At 31.4% G+C, this 22,513-nt stretch carries 24 protein-coding genes and 1 riboswitch; of the genes, 4 read left to right on the top strand and 20 right to left on the bottom strand.

What is annotated here, in order from left to right; all coding sequences use genetic code 11:
• Window positions 1–16: 16 nt before the first annotated feature.
• The 18 genes from kamC to BFN48_RS08705 form a co-directional block, all read right to left on the bottom strand.
• A complete protein-coding gene (kamC, locus tag BFN48_RS08785; protein WP_069650524.1) occupies window positions 17–1,657 on the bottom strand; it encodes a lysine 5,6-aminomutase reactivase ATPase KamC in 1,641 nt (546 codons plus the stop codon).
• A 1-nt stretch (window position 1,658) separates the two neighbouring features.
• Window positions 1,659–2,693 (bottom strand): lysine 5,6-aminomutase reactivase subunit KamB, encoded by a 1,035-nt coding sequence (gene kamB / locus BFN48_RS08780; RefSeq protein ID WP_069650523.1) that lies wholly within the window; start codon window positions 2,691–2,693, stop codon window positions 1,659–1,661.
• 90 nt (window positions 2,694–2,783) lie between these two features.
• Window positions 2,784–4,037 carry a lysine 2,3-aminomutase gene (gene kamA, locus BFN48_RS08775; RefSeq protein ID WP_069650522.1) on the bottom strand — a complete coding sequence of 418 codons (1,254 nt, stop codon included), beginning with the start codon at window positions 4,035–4,037 and terminating at the stop codon, window positions 2,784–2,786.
• Window positions 4,038–4,133: 96 nt separating this feature from the next.
• On the bottom strand, window positions 4,134–5,171 hold the full coding sequence (kdd, locus tag BFN48_RS08770; RefSeq protein WP_069650521.1) for an L-erythro-3,5-diaminohexanoate dehydrogenase: 1,038 nt from the start codon (window positions 5,169–5,171) through the stop codon (window positions 4,134–4,136).
• Window positions 5,172–5,357: 186 nt separating this feature from the next.
• Window positions 5,358–6,743 (bottom strand): sigma-54 interaction domain-containing protein, encoded by a 1,386-nt coding sequence (locus tag BFN48_RS08765; RefSeq protein WP_069650520.1) that lies wholly within the window; start codon window positions 6,741–6,743, stop codon window positions 5,358–5,360.
• A gap of 105 nt (window positions 6,744–6,848) precedes the next feature.
• On the bottom strand, window positions 6,849–7,010 hold the full coding sequence (locus BFN48_RS08760; protein WP_207644721.1) for a DUF1427 family protein: 162 nt from the start codon (window positions 7,008–7,010) through the stop codon (window positions 6,849–6,851).
• A 19-nt stretch (window positions 7,011–7,029) separates the two neighbouring features.
• On the bottom strand, window positions 7,030–7,194 hold the full coding sequence (locus tag BFN48_RS12170; protein ID WP_207644720.1) for a XapX domain-containing protein: 165 nt from the start codon (window positions 7,192–7,194) through the stop codon (window positions 7,030–7,032).
• Between the two features lie 15 nt (window positions 7,195–7,209).
• Window positions 7,210–8,331, bottom strand: coding sequence for a DALR anticodon-binding domain-containing protein (locus BFN48_RS08755; protein ID WP_069650519.1), 1,122 nt, complete (start codon window positions 8,329–8,331; stop codon window positions 7,210–7,212).
• Between the two features lie 10 nt (window positions 8,332–8,341).
• Window positions 8,342–8,758 carry a YwiB family protein gene (locus BFN48_RS08750; protein ID WP_069650518.1) on the bottom strand — a complete coding sequence of 139 codons (417 nt, stop codon included), beginning with the start codon at window positions 8,756–8,758 and terminating at the stop codon, window positions 8,342–8,344.
• A 14-nt stretch (window positions 8,759–8,772) separates the two neighbouring features.
• A complete protein-coding gene (gene murI, locus BFN48_RS08745; RefSeq protein ID WP_069650517.1) occupies window positions 8,773–9,579 on the bottom strand; it encodes a glutamate racemase in 807 nt (268 codons plus the stop codon).
• Between the two features lie 178 nt (window positions 9,580–9,757).
• Window positions 9,758–9,931, bottom strand: coding sequence for a small, acid-soluble spore protein, alpha/beta type (locus tag BFN48_RS08740; RefSeq protein ID WP_069650516.1), 174 nt, complete (start codon window positions 9,929–9,931; stop codon window positions 9,758–9,760).
• Window positions 9,932–10,031: 100 nt separating this feature from the next.
• Window positions 10,032–11,402 (bottom strand): germination protein YpeB, encoded by a 1,371-nt coding sequence (gene ypeB, locus BFN48_RS08735; protein ID WP_423230248.1) that lies wholly within the window; start codon window positions 11,400–11,402, stop codon window positions 10,032–10,034.
• Window positions 11,403–11,419: 17 nt separating this feature from the next.
• Window positions 11,420–12,112, bottom strand: coding sequence for a spore cortex-lytic enzyme (gene sleB / locus BFN48_RS08730; protein ID WP_069650514.1), 693 nt, complete (start codon window positions 12,110–12,112; stop codon window positions 11,420–11,422).
• Between the two features lie 203 nt (window positions 12,113–12,315).
• The gene (spoIIR, locus tag BFN48_RS08725) at window positions 12,316–12,993 is read right to left on the bottom strand and encodes a stage II sporulation protein R (protein ID WP_069650513.1); all 678 of its coding nucleotides are present in this window, start codon (window positions 12,991–12,993) and stop codon (window positions 12,316–12,318) included.
• 84 nt (window positions 12,994–13,077) lie between these two features.
• Window positions 13,078–14,226, bottom strand: coding sequence for a Ger(x)C family spore germination protein (locus tag BFN48_RS08720; RefSeq protein ID WP_069650512.1), 1,149 nt, complete (start codon window positions 14,224–14,226; stop codon window positions 13,078–13,080).
• Window positions 14,219–15,322: a GerAB/ArcD/ProY family transporter gene (locus BFN48_RS08715; RefSeq protein WP_069650511.1), complete on the bottom strand. Its 1,104-nt coding sequence runs from the start codon at window positions 15,320–15,322 to the stop codon at window positions 14,219–14,221. Before BFN48_RS08715 ends, BFN48_RS08720 begins: the two co-directional genes overlap by 8 nt.
• A gap of 22 nt (window positions 15,323–15,344) precedes the next feature.
• A complete protein-coding gene (locus tag BFN48_RS08710) occupies window positions 15,345–16,895 on the bottom strand; it encodes a spore germination protein (RefSeq protein ID WP_069650510.1) in 1,551 nt (516 codons plus the stop codon).
• An 11-nt stretch (window positions 16,896–16,906) separates the two neighbouring features.
• Window positions 16,907–17,122 (bottom strand): CLC_0170 family protein, encoded by a 216-nt coding sequence (locus BFN48_RS08705; protein WP_069650509.1) that lies wholly within the window; start codon window positions 17,120–17,122, stop codon window positions 16,907–16,909.
• Window positions 17,123–17,318: 196 nt separating this feature from the next.
• Window positions 17,319–17,436: riboswitch (FMN riboswitch) on the top strand.
• A gap of 88 nt (window positions 17,437–17,524) precedes the next feature.
• On the opposite strand from BFN48_RS08705, the gene ribD reads away from it, so the two are divergent.
• The 4 genes from ribD to ribH are packed head-to-tail and all read left to right on the top strand — an operon-like array spanning window position 17,525 to window position 20,975.
• A complete protein-coding gene (gene ribD / locus BFN48_RS08700; protein WP_069650508.1) occupies window positions 17,525–18,631 on the top strand; it encodes a bifunctional diaminohydroxyphosphoribosylaminopyrimidine deaminase/5-amino-6-(5-phosphoribosylamino)uracil reductase RibD in 1,107 nt (368 codons plus the stop codon).
• A 1-nt stretch (window position 18,632) separates the two neighbouring features.
• The gene (locus BFN48_RS08695; protein ID WP_069650507.1) at window positions 18,633–19,283 is read left to right on the top strand and encodes a riboflavin synthase; all 651 of its coding nucleotides are present in this window, start codon (window positions 18,633–18,635) and stop codon (window positions 19,281–19,283) included.
• A gap of 14 nt (window positions 19,284–19,297) precedes the next feature.
• Window positions 19,298–20,512, top strand: a complete 1,215-nt coding sequence (locus tag BFN48_RS08690; RefSeq protein ID WP_083238874.1) for a bifunctional 3,4-dihydroxy-2-butanone-4-phosphate synthase/GTP cyclohydrolase II — start codon at window positions 19,298–19,300, stop codon at window positions 20,510–20,512.
• A 1-nt stretch (window position 20,513) separates the two neighbouring features.
• On the top strand, window positions 20,514–20,975 hold the full coding sequence (gene ribH, locus BFN48_RS08685) for a 6,7-dimethyl-8-ribityllumazine synthase (protein WP_069650506.1): 462 nt from the start codon (window positions 20,514–20,516) through the stop codon (window positions 20,973–20,975).
• 88 nt (window positions 20,976–21,063) lie between these two features.
• On the opposite strand, the gene BFN48_RS08680 is transcribed toward ribH, so the two are convergent.
• Both BFN48_RS08680 and BFN48_RS08675 read right to left on the bottom strand, forming a co-directional pair.
• Window positions 21,064–21,801 carry a nucleotidyltransferase family protein gene (locus BFN48_RS08680; protein ID WP_207644719.1) on the bottom strand — a complete coding sequence of 246 codons (738 nt, stop codon included), beginning with the start codon at window positions 21,799–21,801 and terminating at the stop codon, window positions 21,064–21,066.
• A gap of 3 nt (window positions 21,802–21,804) precedes the next feature.
• Window positions 21,805–22,506, bottom strand: a complete 702-nt coding sequence (locus tag BFN48_RS08675) for a GntR family transcriptional regulator (RefSeq protein WP_069650505.1) — start codon at window positions 22,504–22,506, stop codon at window positions 21,805–21,807.
• Window positions 22,507–22,513 lie beyond the last annotated feature (7 nt).

Raw genomic sequence — 22,513 nt, 5'->3', positions numbered from 1 at the left:
TATCCAATACTAGTATCTAGTACCCAGCACCCAATATCTCCTCAGCATTTTTTAGTATCTCTTCATCAAGCCCCATCAATCTTGCTATATTTATTGCATCTCTAGGAACTTGACTTTTATTAGTTACCCTTTTTAATCTATAATCCATATACTGACTTACAACTTCAATACCATCTATTTTATCTTTCAAAAGCCTCTGTTTTAATTCATCATAATTAACGTTAGCAAGACCTATTACTTGGAGATGAACCACATCATCCGAATTTGCTACATTATCATAATGTGTAGTTATTACCGTTATACTTTTACTATCTTTCAGAAAATTAACTATTGCTTTAGATATCGCATATCCTTCTTCTGGATTTGTTCCTCTCGCAAGTTCATCTAATAAAATAAGTCCTCTATTATCCTTTCTATTTAATGCAACTTTAAGCTTACTTATCTCTCCACCAAATGTACTTAGCCCCCTATCAACAGACTGCAAATCGCCTATAGATACATGTATAAATCCATTAAGCCCTAGTTCCATTCCTCTACAAGGAATAAATAAGCCATATTGTGCCATTACAGACAATAATGCAATAAGTTTAAGAGTAACAGTCTTACCTCCCATATTGGCTCCAGTAATACATGTAACACCTTCTGACAATTTAATGCTTATTGGAGTAAATGATTTTCCCTTTTCTTTAAGAAAATCCTCTACTTCAATATGCCTTCCATCTATTATATTTATTGAATGTTCATTTTTAATTTTAGGTTTAACTCCATCAATATCAATTGCCATATATGCTTTTGCAATTGTTAAGTCCAATTTTCCAATAGCATTCATATTACTTAATAAAGCATCACTAAATCCACCTATTTCTTTTGACAGCTCTTTTCTAACCTTAAATTCTTCCTCTTCTTCCATACGTTTAACATTATCTAGCTCCTTCTCTAAACTATCAATTACTGGAGTCGATTTAATTACATATTTAATATTCATATAAGTCTCAGAAGAATAAGTTAGAAAAGGATATTTTTCAATTTTTTCTATTAATTCAGTATCATCTTTTAATACAGTAACTTCTCCTTTTAAATTCACGTTAAGCTTTAAGTCTTTTTTTATTTTTCCCCTTATTTTTCTCTTTTCGCACTTTATACTTTCTTTAAGCTTCTTCTTGTTCTCTCTGATTTCTTTAAGTCTATCTGAATATTCCTCATATATATAAAATGTCATTATACCCTCATTTCGTGGGTCTAATAGGCGTTCTAGCTTTTCAATTCTCCTAATCCTCATATCTGAAGGTATGTCAAAATTTAGCTTTAGAATTTCTTCATTAAGCTTTTTTAAAAGAAAAACGAAGTTTTTTATCTCAAACAATTCTACTAATGTTAAAGTATTTCCTTTAACTGTATTTTTAACCGAATTACTTAAATCTTTAAAATGCTCAAGAAGTCCTTTAATACGAATAAACTCTTTGCCATTATTTCTAATTAAATTTATTAAAGTTTCTACTTTATCTAGTTCGTCCCTTAATATATCCTCTTCTCCCGGCATATATGGTTTTAATTTCTCTTTTAATTGACAACCAAATGGAGTTATTACTTTTATTTGGTTTATCACATAATTAAAACCTATTATCTTTTTTGTTTCATCATCCAATAAAAAACTCATTTTATTCATCCCCCAACATCACATCAAAAACAGGTATATCTTTAATAAAGCCGCGCATTTTTTTTAGAAATTCACTACTATCAAAATAATAACCCTGTGGAGAATATGGATTTATCGTTACAGCTAATGTATTAATAGATTCCAAAACTTTAACTTTAACCCCCATTTTCATAAGCTTTAACCATTCTTTTGGTGAAATAAATATCTTAGTCCCATCTTTAACAATAAACTCAACCTGCTTAAATAATCTTGTAGTACTTATAATATCAATTAAAGTTTTTCCAACCAAAGCCCCTGGAAATACTACATATTTGGTATCTTCTTTAATTTCCGAACCGATTACTTTCCCACTATTTATAGCAGTCTTTATATCAAGATATTGTATATTTAAGAGTTTATCTACAATACCTATTCTTTCATTTTTCATTATTTCTTTAATAGCAGCTTTCTCATTAATATCAGTAATACTCTCAAGATTAAAAAGTCTTATTGTATGAACCGTATCTTCAATTACTCTGTTTATATCTCTGCTTATAACCGCTCCTGTAGCCAATATAGTACCCTCTGAAACAGAGGGTGATGCTGAAGAAACTCTATCTATAGCCCCATCTATTAAAACAATTTCTGCTCCCAAAGATAACATAAAATCACTTATTTCTTTAATACCTTTATTAGTTTGAGGTCCTGCTATTTGCAAATATCCACCGTCTCTTACTCTACTTACAACCACTTCCCCCATTGGCGTCTTATACTCTGTAACCTTTATAATCTCTAGTTTCGCGTCCCCTTTATCTAAATTTTCAGTTGTTGTAGCTACAAAACTTCCTTCTGGAACATATATCATAGGTTTCTCAGTATTTGTAACTATATCTTTATTTTCACCGTCTCTTCCAATAGAAGTTATGCCTAATATTATATTTCTATCGTAAGCATCCTCTATCAATTTATTTAATGTAACAGTTTTACCAGCATTCTTTGCCATACCTACAATTGAAACTGTTTTATATTTTTTATCTATGATATCTATAAGCTTCATCTTTAGCACCTCGCATATTGATTAAAGGCTGACAGCTGACAGTCAACAGCTGACAGCCTCCAGTACCTAGTACCTAGCACCCAATACCTATCATCTATTTTCCGCTCTTTCTCTTCTCTCTAGCTTAGTTGGTTCAAGGGCTATATCATTGCCTTGTAAAAGACCAGCTACACCTGTAAGTTTATGCTCTTTTTCCCCTCTACATACAGAACAATTACATTCAGATTTATAATCTTCAGGCTCAGTATAAGTTGTTATAACTCCTTCAAAGTTTCTTAAAATCACCTTGTTAGGAGACATAGATACTACATAGTTAGGCATTACAGGTATTTTTCCTCCGCCGCCAGGAGCATCTACAACAAATGTAGGTACAGCATAACCTGAAGTATGTCCTCTTAAACCTTCGATAATTTCTATACCTTTTGAAACTGAAGTTCTAAAGTGCTCTATACCCATAGAAAGGTCACACTGATATATATAATAAGGTCTTACTCTAATTTTAACCAATTCATGAACTAACTTTCTCATTACATGTACGCAGTCATTTACACCTCTTAGTAATACAGATTGGTTACCTAATGGTATACCTGCATTAGCTAGTTTTTCTATAGCTCTTCTTGACTCCTCTGTAATTTCTTTTGGATGGTTGAAGTGTGTATTTAACCAAATTGGATGATACTTCTTAAGCATATTAACTAGGTCATCTGTAATTCTCTGCGGTAATACAACAGGAGTACGTGAACCTATACGTATTACTTCAACATGAGGTATTTCTCTTAACTTTTTAATAATAGTTTCTAATCTTTCATCTGACACTAACAAAGCATCTCCGCCTGATAAAAGAACATCTCTTACTTGAGGTGTTTTTCTAATATATTCGATAGCTGCTTCAATTCTATCCATTGGCATTGCTGCATCTTGATGCCCTGCAAATCTCCTTCTTGTACAATGTCTGCAGTACATAGAACATTGGTCTGTTATAAGTAAAAGCACTCTATCAGGATACCTGTGAGTCAAGCCTGGAACTGGTGAGTCTGTATCTTCATGTAATGGATCTAACATATCTGCTGAACTCGTATGAGTTTCCATTATTGTAGGTACTGCTTGCATTCTAACAGGACATTTAGGGTCATCCTTATCCATAAGAGAAGCATAGTAAGGCGTTATACCCATTCTAAACTTCTTTAATGTTTCTCTTATATCTCTTTCTTCTTCTTCTGTTAAGTTTATAATTTTCTTAAGATCTTCAACATTTGTAATTCTATTTTTTACCTGCCATCTCCAATCGTTCCATTCTTCATCTGTTACATTTTTCCAAAGTTCAATATCTCTGAAATTTACCATTAAATCTCCCCCTTTTAATTTAAATTCGATATTCGTCTTTCGATATTCGCCATTCGAAAAACGAATGACGAACAGCGAAAAGCGAACGACTAATAATTACGCATATAACTCTTCATATATTTTTCTTAAATCTTCGCTTTCTCTCATTATTTGAAGAGCAATTTCTGCATGACCTTTTGTATATCCATTTCCTATAATCATAGTTACATCTTTTCCTACCCCTTCTGCTCCCAATGCTGCTTTAGTAAAGCTAGTAGCCATACTAAAGAAATAGATTAAACCATCATCTTTTGTCGCTAATATACTTGCCATTTCAGTATTAGGAACGTTTACACAGTTTATAGTTATATCCACCATCTCTCCATTTGTAACTTCTTTAATCTTTTCCATAACTTCAACAGCATTAGTTGCATCTGCTTTAATATAATAATCTGCTAATCCTGCTTTCTTAACTCTATCTATACTTGCTTGACTATATCCTAAACAAATTACTTTACCAGTTACTCCAACCCTTTTCTTAGCTTCATATAAGCATAACATACCAGACTTACCTGCTCCACCTATAACTAATACTGTATCACCAGGCTTAACTAATTTTGCAGTTTGAGCTGGTGCACCAGCAACATCTAATACAGATAATGCAAGATTTTCTGGTATATCATCTGGTATTACAGCATAAATACCACTTTCAAATAGTATTGCTTTTCCTTTTATATCTACTTGATCAATATCTTTTCTTACTTCTAGTATTTCATCTATTCTTAAAGGAGTTAATGATAATGATACTAATGTAGCTATCTTATCTCCAACTTTAAGATTTGTCTTTCCTTCTAGAGCTGGTCCTATTTTTTCAACTGTACCGATTAACATACCGCCAGAACCTGTTACAGGGTTTTGATGTTTACCTCTTGTATTAACTATATTCATCATTATTTCTTTAATTTTTTCTATGTCTCCACCCGCTTCTTCCTTAATTTGTGTAAAACTTGCAGAGTCTATGTTTAATGTTTGTACATCAATTAATATTTCGTTGTCGTAAATTTCCATGTTATTATCAATTTTTAATGCAGGTTGAGGTAATACCCCCTTAGGTTCAACTACTCTGTGAGTTCCGTATGGACATCCTTTCTTCATTTTACTTTCCCCTCCTATTTTATTTTTTCACCGAATAAATATCTATGCAAGAAATATGCCAAGATTCGTCATTCGCTTTTCGTCGTTCGACGTTCGCTTTTCGCGAATTAATAGTTATATGCATAAACAAAAAAACGGCTAAAAGCCGTTTTTTTGTTTATAGTGCCTAAATTTCGGCACTCGTGTTTATTTTTTTAATCCATATTTTTTCATCTTATACTGCAATGTCTGCCTAGGTATTCCAATCAACTCAGATGTCTTAGTTATATTCCAATCTGTCAATTTAAGAGCCTCATATATTATATTTTTTTCTGTTTCCTCAAGTGTTTCTCTTAGAGGTCTTATAGTAGTTGATTTTTTTATGGTTTCTTTAAACTGCCTCGGTAAATGTTCAAACTGTATTTCTTCTATATCATGAAGAGTCATTATACCTTCTATAACATGCTCAAGTTCTCTAACATTTCCCGGCCAATAATATTTTAAAAATGAATTCATAACATCCTTTGAAACACCTTTAACATTTCTTCCTAAAGCCCTATTATATTTATCTATAAAATACTCTACTAAGAAAGGAATATCCTCCGTTCTCTCTTTAAGTTCAGGAAGACCTAATGTAATTACATTAAGTCTATAGTACAAATCCTTTCTTATTTGTTTCTTTTCAATAGCTTCTTCAGGAGAAACATTAATAGCAGCAATAATTCTAACATCTACATCAATTGTCTTTACTGCCCCTACTCTTCTTATACTACCATCTTGAATAACTCTAAGTAGCTTTGCCTGTAAATCTAAAGGCATCGAATTAATTTCATCTAAAAAAAGTGTTCCACCATTTGCAAGTTCAAATAATCCCGGTCTATCCTCTGCTCCAGTAAAACTACCTTTAACAGTTCCAAATAATATACTTTCTAACAGACCAGATGGCAATGCTGCACAATTTTGAGCAATAAAAGGTTTATTTCTTCTAGAACTTGCATTATGGATTGACTGAACAAAAAGTTCCTTTCCTGTTCCTGTTTTACCATATATCAAAACTGGAGATGATACCAAAGAAGCCTTTAGAGCCAAAGTTTTAAGTCTTAACATTTTCTCGCTTTGACCAATTATGTCTACAAAAGTATATTTAGCCATTTGTTTATTTTTACTGGACTTTCTTCTTTCATCCTTAAAAAGCTCTTTTTGCAGGTCAACAATTTTCTCAGACAATCTCTTAACTTGAGTAATATCTTTAGATATTTCCAAAGCCCCAATTATTTTACCATTTGCCTTTATTGGCAAGGATGTATTAATCGTAGTAATCTTGTCCCCTTTATAATTTACAAAAGTCTGCTCAACATTAAATATGGGCTGTCCTGTCTTAATTACCTTCAAAAGTGTACTAGTCTCATATGTCAGTGAAGGATATATTTCTAATATATGCCTTCCAATAGCTTTATCTCTTTCTATTTCATCTAGTCTTTGTGCTGCTTTATTATAATAAACAATATTACCTCTACTATCTATAATGTGAATACCTTCATCTAAATAATCTAATATTTCAAAAATGTTTTCTCTGAAAAAAAACTTTCTCACCGAATTTCCCCCTCTGCCGAATTTTCGGCTTTTAACGCCAAATATTAGGCACTCTATGAGTGCCTAATAAATATTATTATTCTTACATTAATTATTATACTACAATTAGAATAGCTTGTCTGCTATCATTCCACCAAATACTACCCCTAACACACCTATAACTCCAGCTAAAACTGGTGGTGCAGGAAGAGGTAATTTAAATTTCTTAAAGATAGCACCTAAAACTGTTCCTGCTAATGTAGCTTTTATAATTAACATTATATCCATACTACCACTTACCTTTCTCTTAATTTTTTACTAAAGTTGCACCTAACCAAACTCCAAATATACCCATAAATGCTGGTATATTAGGTGGAGCAGGTAAAGGGAATTTTAGAACCTTAAATATAACACCTACTAGCATTCCTGTAGCTAATGATAAGGCTATTTCTTTTATGTTGAATTTTGACATACCAATCTTACCTCCTTACATATCAAATACCTTAACTGTTAAAACACTCAATATTTCTGAAACAAAAACTTTTATAACATTGAGTATATACATATTACCTAAAATATTTTTTTCTTCAAACTCTCTAATAAAAAGCTTCTTGTTATATTCATAAAAATTAACACAAAAATTATAAAGGTAATTGAAAAGCTTATATGGTTCTTTAAACCTTATAGCTTCTTCCATTACCTTTTCTAAATCCAAGATTTGAAATATTAATTTTTTTCCTTCAACCAAGTTAAAAGACATATCTTCTAAGTTATCGCCTATCTTATAGCCTTCTCTTTCTAATATAGAATTTATATTGTTAGCTCTTTCATAGACATAACTAACGAAAAAATAAGGATTATCTGTAGTATTAATAACAGCTGAACCTAGAGGAATACTTATATTTCGCTTGGCAGTTTTAGATAGAGCCCAAAAATTAAATCTCTTTTCACCTATTAAACCTTTAATGTTTTCATTAAACCTATTTTTCCCATTCTGCAGTGAGATATTGCCAACCTCAACAATTTCACCTTTAGTATTATAACATAAATTTCTCAAATGTCCATAAGGAAAAATATTAATTATATGGTTAAAAGTTCCCAAGCCTAATAATTTGTCTTTTTTGATTGTCTCAGTTAAATAAACTTTATTACCTTTTAATCTTAGAATATTCAAAAGTGCATATGCATAAGCCCTAGCCCTATTAATATTATTTTCATTTAATAGATCATCTGATATTAAATGTAATAAATAACTTTCACCCCTATCTTTTTTTAATATATCTACACCATTTCTTAATATCATATTTCCAATTTTAATTATCCAAGTATCGTCTAAATAAAAATTTATGAATCCTGGTCCTGCAATTTCAATTTTACTTACATATAACAAACTTCTATCAAATTTTTTTGTAATAATTTCTGCTATTTCTCTAGGGGGCTTTTTAAGATATGAGCTTAATTTTAATGATACATTGGTTGATATGTCCCCAAAACTTGAATCTTCAGGAATTGTAACATCAAAATCTATGTTAAAATCCAAATTTTCCTCTTTTAAAGTTTTAATTATATTAATCTTAAACAAATCTATTATATCGTTTATCTTTTTCATAACAACCCCTCTAATTAATATCTATAGTCAATTGATTATTACTTTCTACTGTATTTGAAATAACTAATCTATATGATAACTTAATACTTCCTTTACCTAAATCTGAAATATCAATTTCAATTTTATTTGTTGTAACTTCCATATCAAAATCCCCATATTGTGTATGGTAAGCTGTTTTATGTTTTTTGCCCTTTTCAAATATTAATTTTGAATTGCTAGTTCCAAATCTCTTCATAAGTACCTTATCATCCTGTATTTTTAAAGTTGTTGTTGCTCCTTCCATACCAGAAATCTCCGATTCTTCATACACTAAATAATACGCTCCATTCCTTTTATAAAATTTCCCTTCAGTTATCAATTCTATCGTATTATCTTCACCATCTAAATTCTTTTGTATACCTTTTATTTTTAATACTACGTCCTTCATACCTTCCAACCTTTCTAAAGATTTTCTATATTGACCTTCTCTATAGATTGAATTTCTCTTCTCAAGAAATTGCCACCTATTCTTCTAAACTTCTCTGGATCATCACTAACATAGAATTTGTACTTTGGTTTATCTGTAGAATCCTTTAACATATCGTTTGATTTAAGCATTTCTTTAACAGTCTTAGCTGTTTCAAACGCTGGGTTAACTAAAAACACTTCTTTTCCCATCACCTTGCTTAATGTATATCTCAATATTGGATAATGCGTACATCCTAATACTAAGGTATCTATGTTATGTTCCTTCAGTTCCATTAAATATTTCTCAGCTGCTAACATAGCAACATCTGTATCTTCCCAACCTTCTTCTACTATTTGTACAAATAGCGGGCAAGCAACCCCTATTACCTCAGCTGATTTATCCATATTTCTAATTAAAGTCTGATAAGCTTCACTATTTATAGTACCAGAAGTCCCTATTACTCCTATTTTATTGTTTCTTGTTGCAGATATTGCCGCTTTAGCTCCAGGTTCAATAACTCCGATAATCGGTACATCAAATTTTTCCCTTGCAGGTTCTAATGCTATTGCACTAGCTGTATTACATGCTATTACTATAGCCTTTATATTTTTACTCAAAAGAAATTTTATACACTGAAATGAATATTTTATTACTGTTTCTTTAGATCTAGTTCCATAAGGTATCCTTGCAGTATCTCCAAAATATATTATATCTTCATTAGGAAGTTGTTCCATAATTTCCTTTAAAACTGTAAGTCCCCCTATCCCTGAATCAAAAACCCCTATCGGTCTATTATCCATATTTTACCTCCTGCTTTTTTATAATCGTTATTCGCCTTTTGCTATGCGCTATTCGATTGTCGAAAACCGAAAAGCAAATGACGAATAGCCAATATACTAGTACCCAGTACCAAGTATCCAGTACCTATATAAATATTATATGTCAAAAATTATAAATATCAAAGAAAATACAGGGAGATTAAACTCCCTGCACCATATTCTTCTCTGCTATTTCTATAGCTTTTCTCACTATATTTCCACAATCCCTCGAAGAAACTGCTCCCCATCCTTCTTTTTTTACTATATCATATAACCCTAACTGTTTTGAAATTTCCTCTTTTAATTTATTTGACATTAAACCTTTTTTAGCCATGATGTTCCTCCCTAGGCTGGAGTCGATGGCATTTACCATCTACTAATATTTTTTGTAATATATCAAATTTTATTATTTTTATTTTTTCCAATATTCAATTTTAAATCATCAAAATCCCATTTTCATCTCTTATTACTTTAAGTATTTTCTCTTCTTTACCTGTTTCAGCATTAATATATACTATAAAATTAGAGCCTTTATATTTACCTTTAAACTCATAACACAAAACTTCTTTTATTCCATTCTTTGGTATCAAAGCTAACCTTACATTTTCAATGTCAAAATCTAATTTTACCCTGTCTCTCGCTTCTTCTTCAGTAAGTTTAGGCTTTGGTAAATCTCTATCGTAATGGCTTTTTAGATAAGCAGCTGCATCAAACCCTACTATTTCTCCATTGTCTAATGCTACCTTTACTTTTATATTATCTGCATATATCGTAACGTTATTATCTTTATATGCAAAATTAAATAATACAACTCCATCAAATTTTAATGAATAATTAGGTTCCATACCTTTATAACCTTTTTCTTCTAAGAATTTTTTAGCATATTTTAATGCATCATTAACAGAAAGTTTTTTTCTATCTACAGGCCTAGGGTTCATCATCCATATTACTTTGCCGCCCTTTTTGCTTACACTTATATAAATAGCTCTTTCCTTACTAGCATTTTCTGGAGATATACTAAATGTATATGCTTCTATATTTGCTGCATTACTTTTCTTGCCTTCTTCAAACTTAGTTATTTTTTTTACTTTTTTAATACCTACAAATTTTTGTGCTATATCCTTTGCTTCACTAACACTTACAACATTTCCTCCTAAACCTCTTGGCTTTACATTAAGAACTTGATCAGAAAAAGGTCCGTCATATATCAATTCTGGATAATTGTTTGTAATCTTTTCCTCAAATTTAGTTAATCTTGTATCCATAATATTTTTATTTGCCTTATCTAATTTTCTATCTTCACGCCTTCTCACTAAATTAAAATTCAAATGACCCTTCATAATCTTATTATGTAGGTTTGACAATTCATCTGCTAAGTAACTCGCATTATCCTGAAGTGCAAATAGTGCATGTTTTTGTTTGCTTGTAATAGGTTTCCCATCTAGATAAGCCTGTATTAAAGAATAACAATAATCAGCTGCTTGATTAAGAAATTTTTCTGTTTTACTTAAATCTTTATGACTTACAGGCATTTGCGAAAGTTTTTCCTGCGCTGTTAAAGCATGTTGCCAAATTTGTGATAAAAGTAAAATATTTAAATCTTTTGATTCTGCCAAAAGAACTTTAGATAGATTTACTTGCACATTCTCGACATTGTCTTTCATGTCATAAAAAAGCCTTTGGTATTCATTATTTAACATTTGCTTATAGTCATTCTTAGTTTCGTATTGAACGAATCCCCATACTAGAACAACTATAAAAGCTAAAGCTAATATTCCAGGTAAAAACCATCTTCTATTTCTCAATAATTTCACCTCCATTTCTATTTGCCAAACCAGTGCTTACCAATTTTTACTATAACTTTTCTAGACCATATCCACCTACTTGTAGCTGTAGCAGGATTCCAATAATAAAGACTGCCATACGATGGATCCCAACCGTTCATAGCATCTCTTGCAGCTCGTATTGAATCCTTGTCTGGCGCTAAATTTATCTGACCATCACTAACGGCTGTAAAAGCTCCTGGTTGATAGATAACACTCGCTATAGTATTTGGAAAAGATGGATGTTCTACTCTGTTTAATATTACTGCGGCAACTGCTACTTTACCTATATAAGGCTCTCCTCTTGCTTCACCATGTACGGCTCTTGCTAGTAGATATACATTATCATTTCTTGTTACATTTCTAGTAGCACGTTTAAAACTAATACCAAGTGCAGCAGCTGTTTGAGGCCCTACAATACCATCTACCTTTAAACCATTTTTCCTTTGAAATCTACGGACCGCTCTATATGTTCCAGCACCATATATACCATCCACTCTTCCTGTATAATAACCCCATTTAAGTAATCTAGATTGAACTTGTTTTACATCATCTCCTCTAGAACCCCAATATAAAACTCTGCTTATCGCATAAGCTTTATAAGCCGATGTAACATTTGTATCGATATAGGCTGTATATACAGAAAAAAATATCAATGTAAATATACTTAATAATAAAACTAATTTTTTCAAATAATATCCTCCTCTCTAGGTCTTTTTTATCTAAGTGTTAATATTTTCTGTAGTAATATAGGCAATTATTCAAAAAAAAAATTGCGACCTAAGGTCGCATATTTATTAGCTATTCGATTTTCGCTTTTCGTCATTCGCTTGTTGTTAAACTACAAAATATTATTTGTTTCAAAAAGCGAATAGCGAATGACGAATAGCCAATTCTAGTACCCAGTACCCAGTCCTACAAGCATCTTTGCAAATCTTAATTTGCCCTTTTCAAGAAGTTCAACTACCTTAAATTTAAGTTTCAAAGGTACTTCTCGTTCATTATTAGCATTTATTATCATGTTATATTCTTCTTCTGTTAATACTCCCTTTAGCTCTTCTTCTATCTTGTTATTTGTAATTCCATGAGTAATATCGATAAAGCATAATGGTGGAAACATAACACACCACCAGTTTTTACCTTTACCTTCTCCTATTACAACTCTAACAGCTTGATATCTACCTGCTGGTAAAGTAAAGTTCCCATATGACTTTGTAGGAAAATCGTATTCTCCAAATTGCACATTTACATCATAATTCTTACCTGACTCTCTAATCTGCTTTTCTGCTATGTACTCAATTGTATCTAAATTATCTAAAATTATTTTTTTACTTTCATCTAATGAAGATGCTTTTTCAAATTTTGAATTCATTTCATTAATTATTCTATCTCTAACTTTCAGCTTTAATTGCTGATCTTCAGGCGAATCACTATTAGCTATTACATGAAATCGTATTAAATTATTTTTATAGCTTTCTCTATTTTTATATACATCACTTAAAAAAACTATACTACTAACAATAAGCAATACAAATATTAATGCAAAAGATAATGTTTTTTTATAACGTACCATTTATAATACCTCCTGTACTAGGCAAGTTATCCAACTACTATAAGTATTAACTATTTTTTTCTTTTTTAAACATACTCCATTTTATTACTTAGTCATTCCTATCCTTCTTATCTTAGCTTTTACATCAACTTTTACTTTTACTTCTGGGAATACATTCTCCCAATCATCTTTAACTTTCTCCCAAATATCTGGCTTAAATTTACATAAATATTCTCCAATTCCAATTACATCTGCCTTAAATTCTTTCTGTATTTTTTTTAGGGTTTCCTCGATTTCATTTTTTACCTTATTTTCGATTAACCCTTCTAACCTTCTTAATAATTTATCATCTAAAACATCTTTTCCCGTTTCAAGTTTATACTGTTCTAGCACACCTTCCATACTAACTGTTATATTAATTATTATTTGGCCATTCTCTATCTTACCAGTTTTTTTAGCTACTGAATCTGTAACAGCATATGATACTACAACATTATCATCAGTTATAATTATATCTTCAGAAGTAACTTCATCAGTTATAAACATTACACTTCTGTTTTCTACTTCACCAAGCCATCCTACAAGCTTATAATCTCTAATTACAGCCGCTCCTGCAACTTTTATCTCTTTATTAGCAGGTACTATTCTTGGTATTAAAGCACACTTGCAATCATGCAAACTCGGTAAAATATCTCCAATAGTTTTGGGAGTGAATCTAGAGCTCCTTTCTTGTGCTTTAGATAATCCTGCTAAATATGTTCCTGTAACAGACTCTAAACTAGGCTCTATTTCTATAACCTTTTTTGCTTCTCCCTGAGATATAAAAACACCTACTTTCCTACCTATTGCATGAGATCTCTCAAGCTCATCAAATATATGCTTTAACGTTTCACTGTCTCTAACAACTTTTTCTCCAATAATTATCGCCTTAGTATGTCCAAAGAACATTGTCTTATTAGATCTAGTTGTCAGTGTATTAGAAACATGAAATATGTTTTGTCCCATACTACTTAAAATAAATCTTGGCTTTTCGCCTCCGCCACCTTTTCTAATTGCCTTAACGTTAGGGAAAACAAAAGTTACAATAAGTTTTTTATACCCTGTTTTGTTTTTATCAAGCTCTCCTCCCTCTCTTTGCACATCTACTCCTATTGCTGAAATAAAAGCTCTATCATTTATTTCAACTTTATCCCAACATCCTGTTAGTATTATTACACACATGAGAACGATAATTGTTTTACTTAGCTTAACCATTATTAGCAGCCCCCTTATTCCTAATTAGAGCTACAATCAAGTAACCAATCGGTATAATTACAACTACAAAAGTTCCTAAATAATTAGTAAACTTTTCCATGATATCATAAGCTGATGCTATATTATCAGGAACTAAAGATAATATGTAAATAAAAGGCATTATTGGCAATACAAAATATTTATGCTCTTTTAATCTACATAATTTACACAAAATTAAAGCAGCTGAATAATAAAATGGAGATAAAGATGCAAATACCGACAAAACCCAAAGCCCCATTACTATACCTTCTATGTTTTCAATAAAAGCTCCTGGTAAATCTATAGTTTTCATAAGAGATAATGTTGGCCACAGTAAGTGCTTTACTTCATTTTCACCAAACCTACTTAATGAAACTACAAAAAAGGATATATAAACAAGTGTTACAATTAATATTGATAAGATATTGAATTTCATAAGGTTTTCAGTATCTTTCACATAAGCTGAAATAAGTAATATCAATTCATACCCCATAAAACTAAAAAAAGTTATATGGACAGATTTAATAATATCTAACGGATTTGTTCTAAAAATTGGTAAAAGATTAGTAAAATCTAAATCTGGAATTAAAGACAATAGTAATAAAAATACGGGTATAACAACTACAGGCAGTATTAATTCTGCCATTCTAGCTAACCCTTCTATTCCTCCTCTTACTAAATATGCACTAACAAAAAGCATTGAAATTATAATAATTTCTGTTGGAGTATCATCTAATAGAAACATTTTAACAACCTCTGCAAAAATTCTTATTTCAAATGCAGAAAATATAATAAAGTATACAAATAATATAATTGAAACAATATTAGAAATAGGAGTTGTAATTAACTCTCTTCCAAACTCCACTACAGTTTTATTTGTAAACATATTAACTAACTTCACTGATATTGCAGTTAAAATACATGCAGTAATTCCACCTAATATTATTAGAATCCATCCGTCAGTACTAGCCTTTTCAACTACACTTCTGGGAAGTGATAATATTCCTACTCCAATGATTGTCGTAAGCAAAATAAACATCACTTGATTTGCTGATATCTTATCGTTGCCTTTAAGCATTCCTTATGCACCTTCTTACCCCTTATTCTTCGCTGTCAGAAAATATTCTGTCTTTATCGTAAACATTTGTAAATTTAGGTCTTCTTTTCATAGTCTGAATAGGCATTCTAACTAAACTATCCTTCAAGTCGTTATATGTTTCACTAAAAGAAACATAAGGTGACATATAAGGTACCCCAAAACTTTCTAATCTAACCAAATGAGTCCCTAATATTAATAAAGCTAACATTATACCGTATAACCCTAATATCGCTGAAAAAATCATTATACCAAACCTTACAAAACGAAAACCCGTTGCAATATTGTAGCTAGGTACAGCAAATGATGCTATTGTTGTAAGTGCAACTATAATAACCATCATAGGACTCACGATTCCTGCTTCAACGGCTGCTTGACCTATTACTAAACCTCCAACTATACCTATAGTAGTACCAATAGGTCCTGATAATCTCATACCTGCTTCTCTAAGAAGTTCTATAGTAACCTCCATAATAAATGCTTCAATAATAGCAGGGAATGGCACTCCTTCTCTTGTTGCTGCCACATATAAAGCTAATTGTGTCGGAAGCATCCCTGGATGATATGCTGTAACTGCTATATAAATAGAAGGTAATAACAAAGCCATGAAAGATGCAATATATCTCAAAATTCTAATTAAAGAAGTAATAATCCATCTTTCATAATAATCTTCAGAAGACTGTAGTAAAGTACTAATAGTTACTGGTACTATAAGTGCAAAAGGTGTATTATCAATAAGTATAGCAACTCTTCCTTCATATAAGGCTGCTGCTACAGCATCAGGTCTTTCTGTATTCTCTACCTGTGGAAAAGGTGATATCCAATTATCTTCTATAAACTGCTCTATAATCCCACTCTCTAAAACTACATCTACTTTAATAGTCTTAAGCCTCTTTATAACCTCTTCAACAAGCTCTTTATTTGCTACATCCTCTATATAGAGTACAGCTACATCTGTTTTAGACCTTCTGCCAATCTGCATGTTTTTTATTTTAAGCTTAGGGTCTCTTATTCTTCTTCTAACCAATGTAGTATTGACTTTAAGCGTTTCTACAAAACCATCTCTTGGACCTCTTATCACTGTCTCTGTCTGAGGTTCTGCCAAACCTCTTACAGGCCATCCACGAGACGATACGATTATAATCTTTTGATATCTATTTATTAAAAGTATTGTTTCACCTGCTAGTATGTTATCTATTGCCTCATTTAAAGTTTCTACTTCTTTTATCTCTGTAATCGCAATATTCCCTTTTTTAACTAATTCATATAAATTATTTTTAACACCATTAGGATTAGGTTCTAACCCTCTAGCCTGATGCATAAGGGATTCTAATACATAATCGCTTACTAGCATTTTGTCAGCAAGACCATCTACATATACAATTGCAAATCTGAAATTTTGTCTTTCTCCAACTGTAAATTCTCTATAAACTATGTCATCACAATCTTTCAATATCTCTTTTATCTTTTTCAAATTCATGTCTATGTCTTTTGATATAGATATGCTATTTTTTTGTTTAGTATCTTCTTTTTTATTTCTTTTCCTAAGTGGCATTTAGCTCCTCCTCACAAAATCTTAAGTAAAACATAAAATAATGGTCCTCCAATTATATATACAATTCCTATTATTTTTGCTAAAGTCGATTCTTTAATATTTCCCTTAGTTTTTAAGTGTATTCCATCAGCAAAATATGTAAATAAACCTATAAACACTACTAAAAAAACCATATATAAGCTATATAACTCTTTAAGTTCATTTATAACTGACTTTATTAAAGACAAAATATCACCTCTATGGTTTCCACTTTTTTGTTAAATATAATATTTGCAATAACATGCAATGTTATGCAAAAAATGAAGTATTACTCGCTTACGTTTCATTAAAAGAAATTATTTGAAATTGATATAAAAACTTGATTTTAAAATCCAATAATGATATGCTTTATTTAAACAATTAAATATGATAATAGAACATGTTTATTTCCTTCAGGGCAGGGTGAAATTCCCGACCGGCGGTACAGCCCGCGAGCCGCAGTAGCGGTTGATCTGGTGAAATTCCAGAGCCGACAGTATAGTCTGGATGGAAGAAGGAAAAATATTTGTATCATTCTATATTTTTTGAAATTTTATGCCCTGAAGTTTTGACTTCAGGGCTTTATTTTATATATATGGGGGCAATTGATAATGGATATAAAATACATGAAAAAAGCACTGGAATTGGCAGAAAAAGGTGCTGGTTTTGTAAACCCAAATCCGATGGTAGGCTGTGTTATTGTTAAGAATGACAATATTATAGGCGAGGGCTATCATAAATACTTTGGCGGAAACCATGCAGAAGTTGAAGCTTTAAATTCAGTTATTGAAAATCCAGAAGATTCAATCATGTATGTAACCTTAGAACCCTGTTCTCATTTTGGGAGAACTCCTCCCTGTGTTAATAGAATAATAAGCAGCGGTATTAAAAAAGTTGTTATAGCAACCTTGGACCCTAACCCTTTAATTTCTGGTAGAGGTGTAGAAATACTTAAGAATAATGGAATTGAAGTAGAAATAGGCATATTAGAAGATGAAGCAAAAAAACTCAATGAAATCTTTATAAAATATATTACAACCAAAGTTCCTTTCTGCCTCTTGAAAACTGCAATGACTCTAGATGGAAAGATAGCTACAAAGTTTTCTGATTCTAAATGGATTACTAGTGAAACTTCTAGGCAGTACGTTCATAAATTAAGGCACAGATACAGTGCCATAATGGTAGGAATAAATACAGTCATAGTTGATGACCCTCAACTTACAGTAAGGTTAAAGAATTTTAAAGGAAAAAATCCTGTAAGAATTATTGTGGATAGCAGATGCAAAATACCTTTAGACTCAAAAGTAGTTAAAGGTATATCTGATGCAAAAACTATAGTAGCTACTACGATTTTAGCTGACAAAAACAAAATCAAAAAACTTAAAGACCTGGGAGTAGAAGTCTTAACAGCACCAACTATAAACGGCAAAGTAGACTTAAATTATCTTATGAAAAAGTTGGGTAAAATGGGTATAGACAGCGTTCTTCTAGAAGGCGGAGGAACTCTCAATTATTCCGCTTTAAAATCCAATATAGTTGATAAAATAAACTTCTTTATAGCACCTAAAATAATCGGTGGTCATCTGTCCAAAACTCCTGTAGATGGAGATGGTGTTCCCTTTATAAAAGACTCTTTTTGCATAGATAATATTAAAATTCATAAGTTAGATGAAGATATTATGATAGAAGGATATGTACGAAACAAAGGAGGTGATTAACTTGTTCACTGGTCTTGTTGAAGAAGTAGGTATAGTTAAATCGATTTTAAAGGGAACTAAATCTGTAAAAATAGTCATAAAAGCAAAGAAAGTATTGGAAGACATAAAAATCGGAGATAGTATTAGCACAAACGGAATATGTTTAACGGTTACAGATTTTACTGATAATACATTCAGCGTAGACGTCATGCCTGAAACTATTAGGAAAAGTAATCTAAAAAATTTAGCGCCAGGAAGTAAGGTTAATCTCGAAAGAGCATTAAGACTAGGCGATAGACTAGGAGGACATTTAGTAAGCGGTCATATCGATGGAACAGGTAAAATACTGTCATTTGACAAAGAAGATAATGCAATATGGGTTACTATAAAACCTCCTGAAGAATTGTTGAAATATATCATCTACAAAGGTTCTATTGCCATTGACGGTATTAGCTTAACAGTAGCCTACATTGATAATAAAACATTTAAAGTATCTATAATCCCCCATACTAAAAAAGTCACAACACTTATAGAAAAATCTTTAGGTGATGAAGTTAATCTAGAATGTGATATGATAGGAAAATATATCGAAAAATTCCTAATTTACAGCAAGGAAACAAAAGATGATAAAGGTATAGATATGGATTTCCTAAAAGAACACGGATTTATATAAAAGAGGTGATAAATTTGTTTAAATTCAATACTATAGAAGAAGCTATAGTAGATATAAAGCAGGGTAAAATGATTATCGTAGTAGATGATGAAGACAGAGAAAATGAAGGCGACCTTGTAATGGCAGCAGAAAAAGTTACACCAAAAGCAATTAACTTCATGACTAAATTCGGAAGAGGGCTTATCTGCATGCCTATAATTTCTGAAAGACTTAAAGCACTTGATATACCCCAAATGGTTAGCGTAAATACTGACTCACATTCGACTGCCTTTACGATATCAATAGATGCTAAAGAAACTAAAACAGGTATTTCAGCTTTCGAAAGAGCTCTTACTATAAAAAAAGTTTTAGATAAAAATGCTAAACCTGAAGATTTTAAAAGACCAGGCCATGTATTTCCTCTTGAAGCAAGACAAGGTGGAGTTTTAAAAAGAGCTGGACACACGGAGGCTGCAGTAGACCTGGCCAGACTTGCTAATTTATACCCAGCAGGTGTAATTTGTGAAATTATGAATGATGACGGTACTATGGCAAGACTTCCACAACTTATAAAATTTGCAAAAAAACATAGTCTCAAAATAATTACTATAGCAGATTTAATATCCTATAGGAGAAAAAATGAAATCTTAATAAAAAAAGTTGCAGAAGCTGATATGCCTACAAAATATGGAAAATTCAAAATAATTGGATATCAGAATAAATTAAACGACGAACACCATATAGCTTTAGTAAAAGGTAATATAGCTGGAGATGAACCTATACTTGTAAGGGTCCATTCCGAATGCCTTACAGGTGATACCTTTGGATCAATGAGATGTGACTGCGGAGAACAGCTGCAGGCTGCATTGAAAAAAATTAATGAGGAAGGCAAAGGCATTTTATTATACTTACGTCAAGAAGGGAGAGGCATAGGTTTAATAAATAAGTTAAAGGCATATGCACTCCAAGATAAAGGTATGGATACAGTAGAAGCCAATCTCGCTTTAGGATTTCCTGAAGACTTAAGAGATTATGGAATCGGAGCACAAATACTTGTAGATTTAGGAGTTAAAAATATAAAACTCATGACAAACAATCCAAAAAAACTTTCAGGTTTATCAGGTTATGGCCTTAAAATAGTTGAAAGAATACCTATTGAAGTAAGCTGTAATGAAAAAAATGAATACTATTTAAAAACTAAAAAGAAAAAAATGGGACACATGTTAGACTTTTTAAAGGAGGAAGAATAATATGAAAATCTATGAAGGTAAATTAATTGCCCAAGGTTTAAAGTTTGGAATTATAGTTGGTAGGTTTAACGAGTTTATAAGTAGCAAACTTCTTTCTGGTGCTTTAGACGGACTCAAAAGACATGGAGTAAATGAAAGAGATATTGAAATAACCTGGGTTCCTGGTTCCTTTGAAATTCCCCTAATAGCTAAAAAAATGGCTAAATCTAAAAAATATGATGCAGTAATCTGCCTAGGAGCAGTAATAAGAGGAGCTACACCTCATTTTGATTATGTAGCAAGCGAAGTTTCAAAAGGCATAGCAAAAGTATCTTTAGATACTGAAATACCTGTGATATTTGGCGTTTTAACTACAGATACTATCGAACAAGCTATTGAAAGAGCTGGAACAAAAGCTGGTAACAAAGGCTATGAATCTGCTTTAACTGCTATTGAAATGGTGAACCTTTTAAAAGAATTGTAAATCATAAACTCACAAACTTCGGGCTTATGTTCGAAGTATAAACTGCTATTATATAATATACTTTAGGCTGAGGGTATAAACCCTCAGTCTAACTTAAATATTTTTCAGCCATATTTAAATCTTCAGGTTTGTCCACATCATTCCCAATTTCAGGGTATGATGTTATTATTGCCTTTGGCTTCAATCTTAAAATTTTAGATACTCTTTTTTCTGCGCTCTCAATAGTAAGTCTGCCAACAACAAGTTTCAATAAGAAAGTAAACCCTAATACTTTACTCATTTTTACAGGATTTTTTCTATATTCTATCATTTGTTTTGCCTTTATTATACATCTATCTAGAACTTTTGGATTTATTAATATCAAATTCCCACCTGTAAAATAGCCATCTTTAAGCTTAGCATAAGTTCTAACTGCTTCCGGATATTTTTCAAGACAAATACTTTTTTCAATTATTGGATAACAAACATCTGCCTTTGACTCTAATGATTTTTTTACAAAATCATATACAGCTTCACCTGTCAAAAGCGGAATATCACAAGTAGATATCAATATCATAGAATCTTCTTTAAAATAGTCTACTCCTGCAATTACATTATCTATTATTGAACCTCTGTCTTGAATTATAAATTCCACATCTTCAAGTCCAGCTTTGTTAATTTCATCTCTATCCCCAATTACAACTATTTTATCTACTACCCCAGATTCTTTTAATGCTTTAATTACATAGGAAATCATAGGCTTCCCATTAATACTTACGAGTGCTTTTGTATACTTCCCATTTAATTTTTTTTCTGACTTTCCAGCCAATATTATACTATTAATCATCCCCTACTCGACCCCACTTGTCCTTTTATTCATTTTAGATTTAGTCATTTTAATAATATAGTTTTCAGCATTTTCTATATGAATTTCTGCATAATATTTTGCTTCCTTGGGTTTTCTTTTGCTTATTGCCTCGATTATTTTACTATGCTCTTCAGATAACTTAGTTGAGCCATTATATTCTGTCATATATATAATCCTGAATCTCTGCACCTGCTCTCTTAAGCTTTCAGCAATCGATATAAGTTTTTCATTTCTCGTAGCTTTAAAGATAATGTCATGAAACTCTACATCTTTCTGTATAATACATTTTATATCTTTATTTTTTATACATTCATCAAATTCTTTAGCTTTTATTCTTAAAGATTCAAGTTCATCCTCTGTTATTCTTTCTGATGCCAATTGGGCTGCCAACCCCTCAAGAGAAGCTCTTATTTCTAAAACTTCTAAAATATCCTTTATAGACACATCTGCAACATATGCACCCTTTCTAGGAATCATAATAACTAATCCTTCAAGCTCCAACTTTCTTATTGCCTCTCTTACAGGAGTCCTGCTTACCCCCAACTTTTCTGCCAATTGCACTTCCATTAACCTTTCACCAGGTTTTAATTTCCCATCTATTATCGCCTCTCTTAAAGATTCAAATACAATTTCCCTAAGAGGCTTGTAGTCATGTAATCTAAGCTTATCTAAGTCCTTATTCAAAAAAATA

Source organism: Caloranaerobacter ferrireducens (assembly GCF_001730685.1).
Classification (GTDB): domain Bacteria; phylum Bacillota; class Clostridia; order Tissierellales; family Thermohalobacteraceae; genus Caloranaerobacter; species Caloranaerobacter ferrireducens.
The sequence above is the reverse complement of the archived record's forward strand: the minus strand, read 5'-3'. Positions and strand labels throughout refer to the sequence as shown.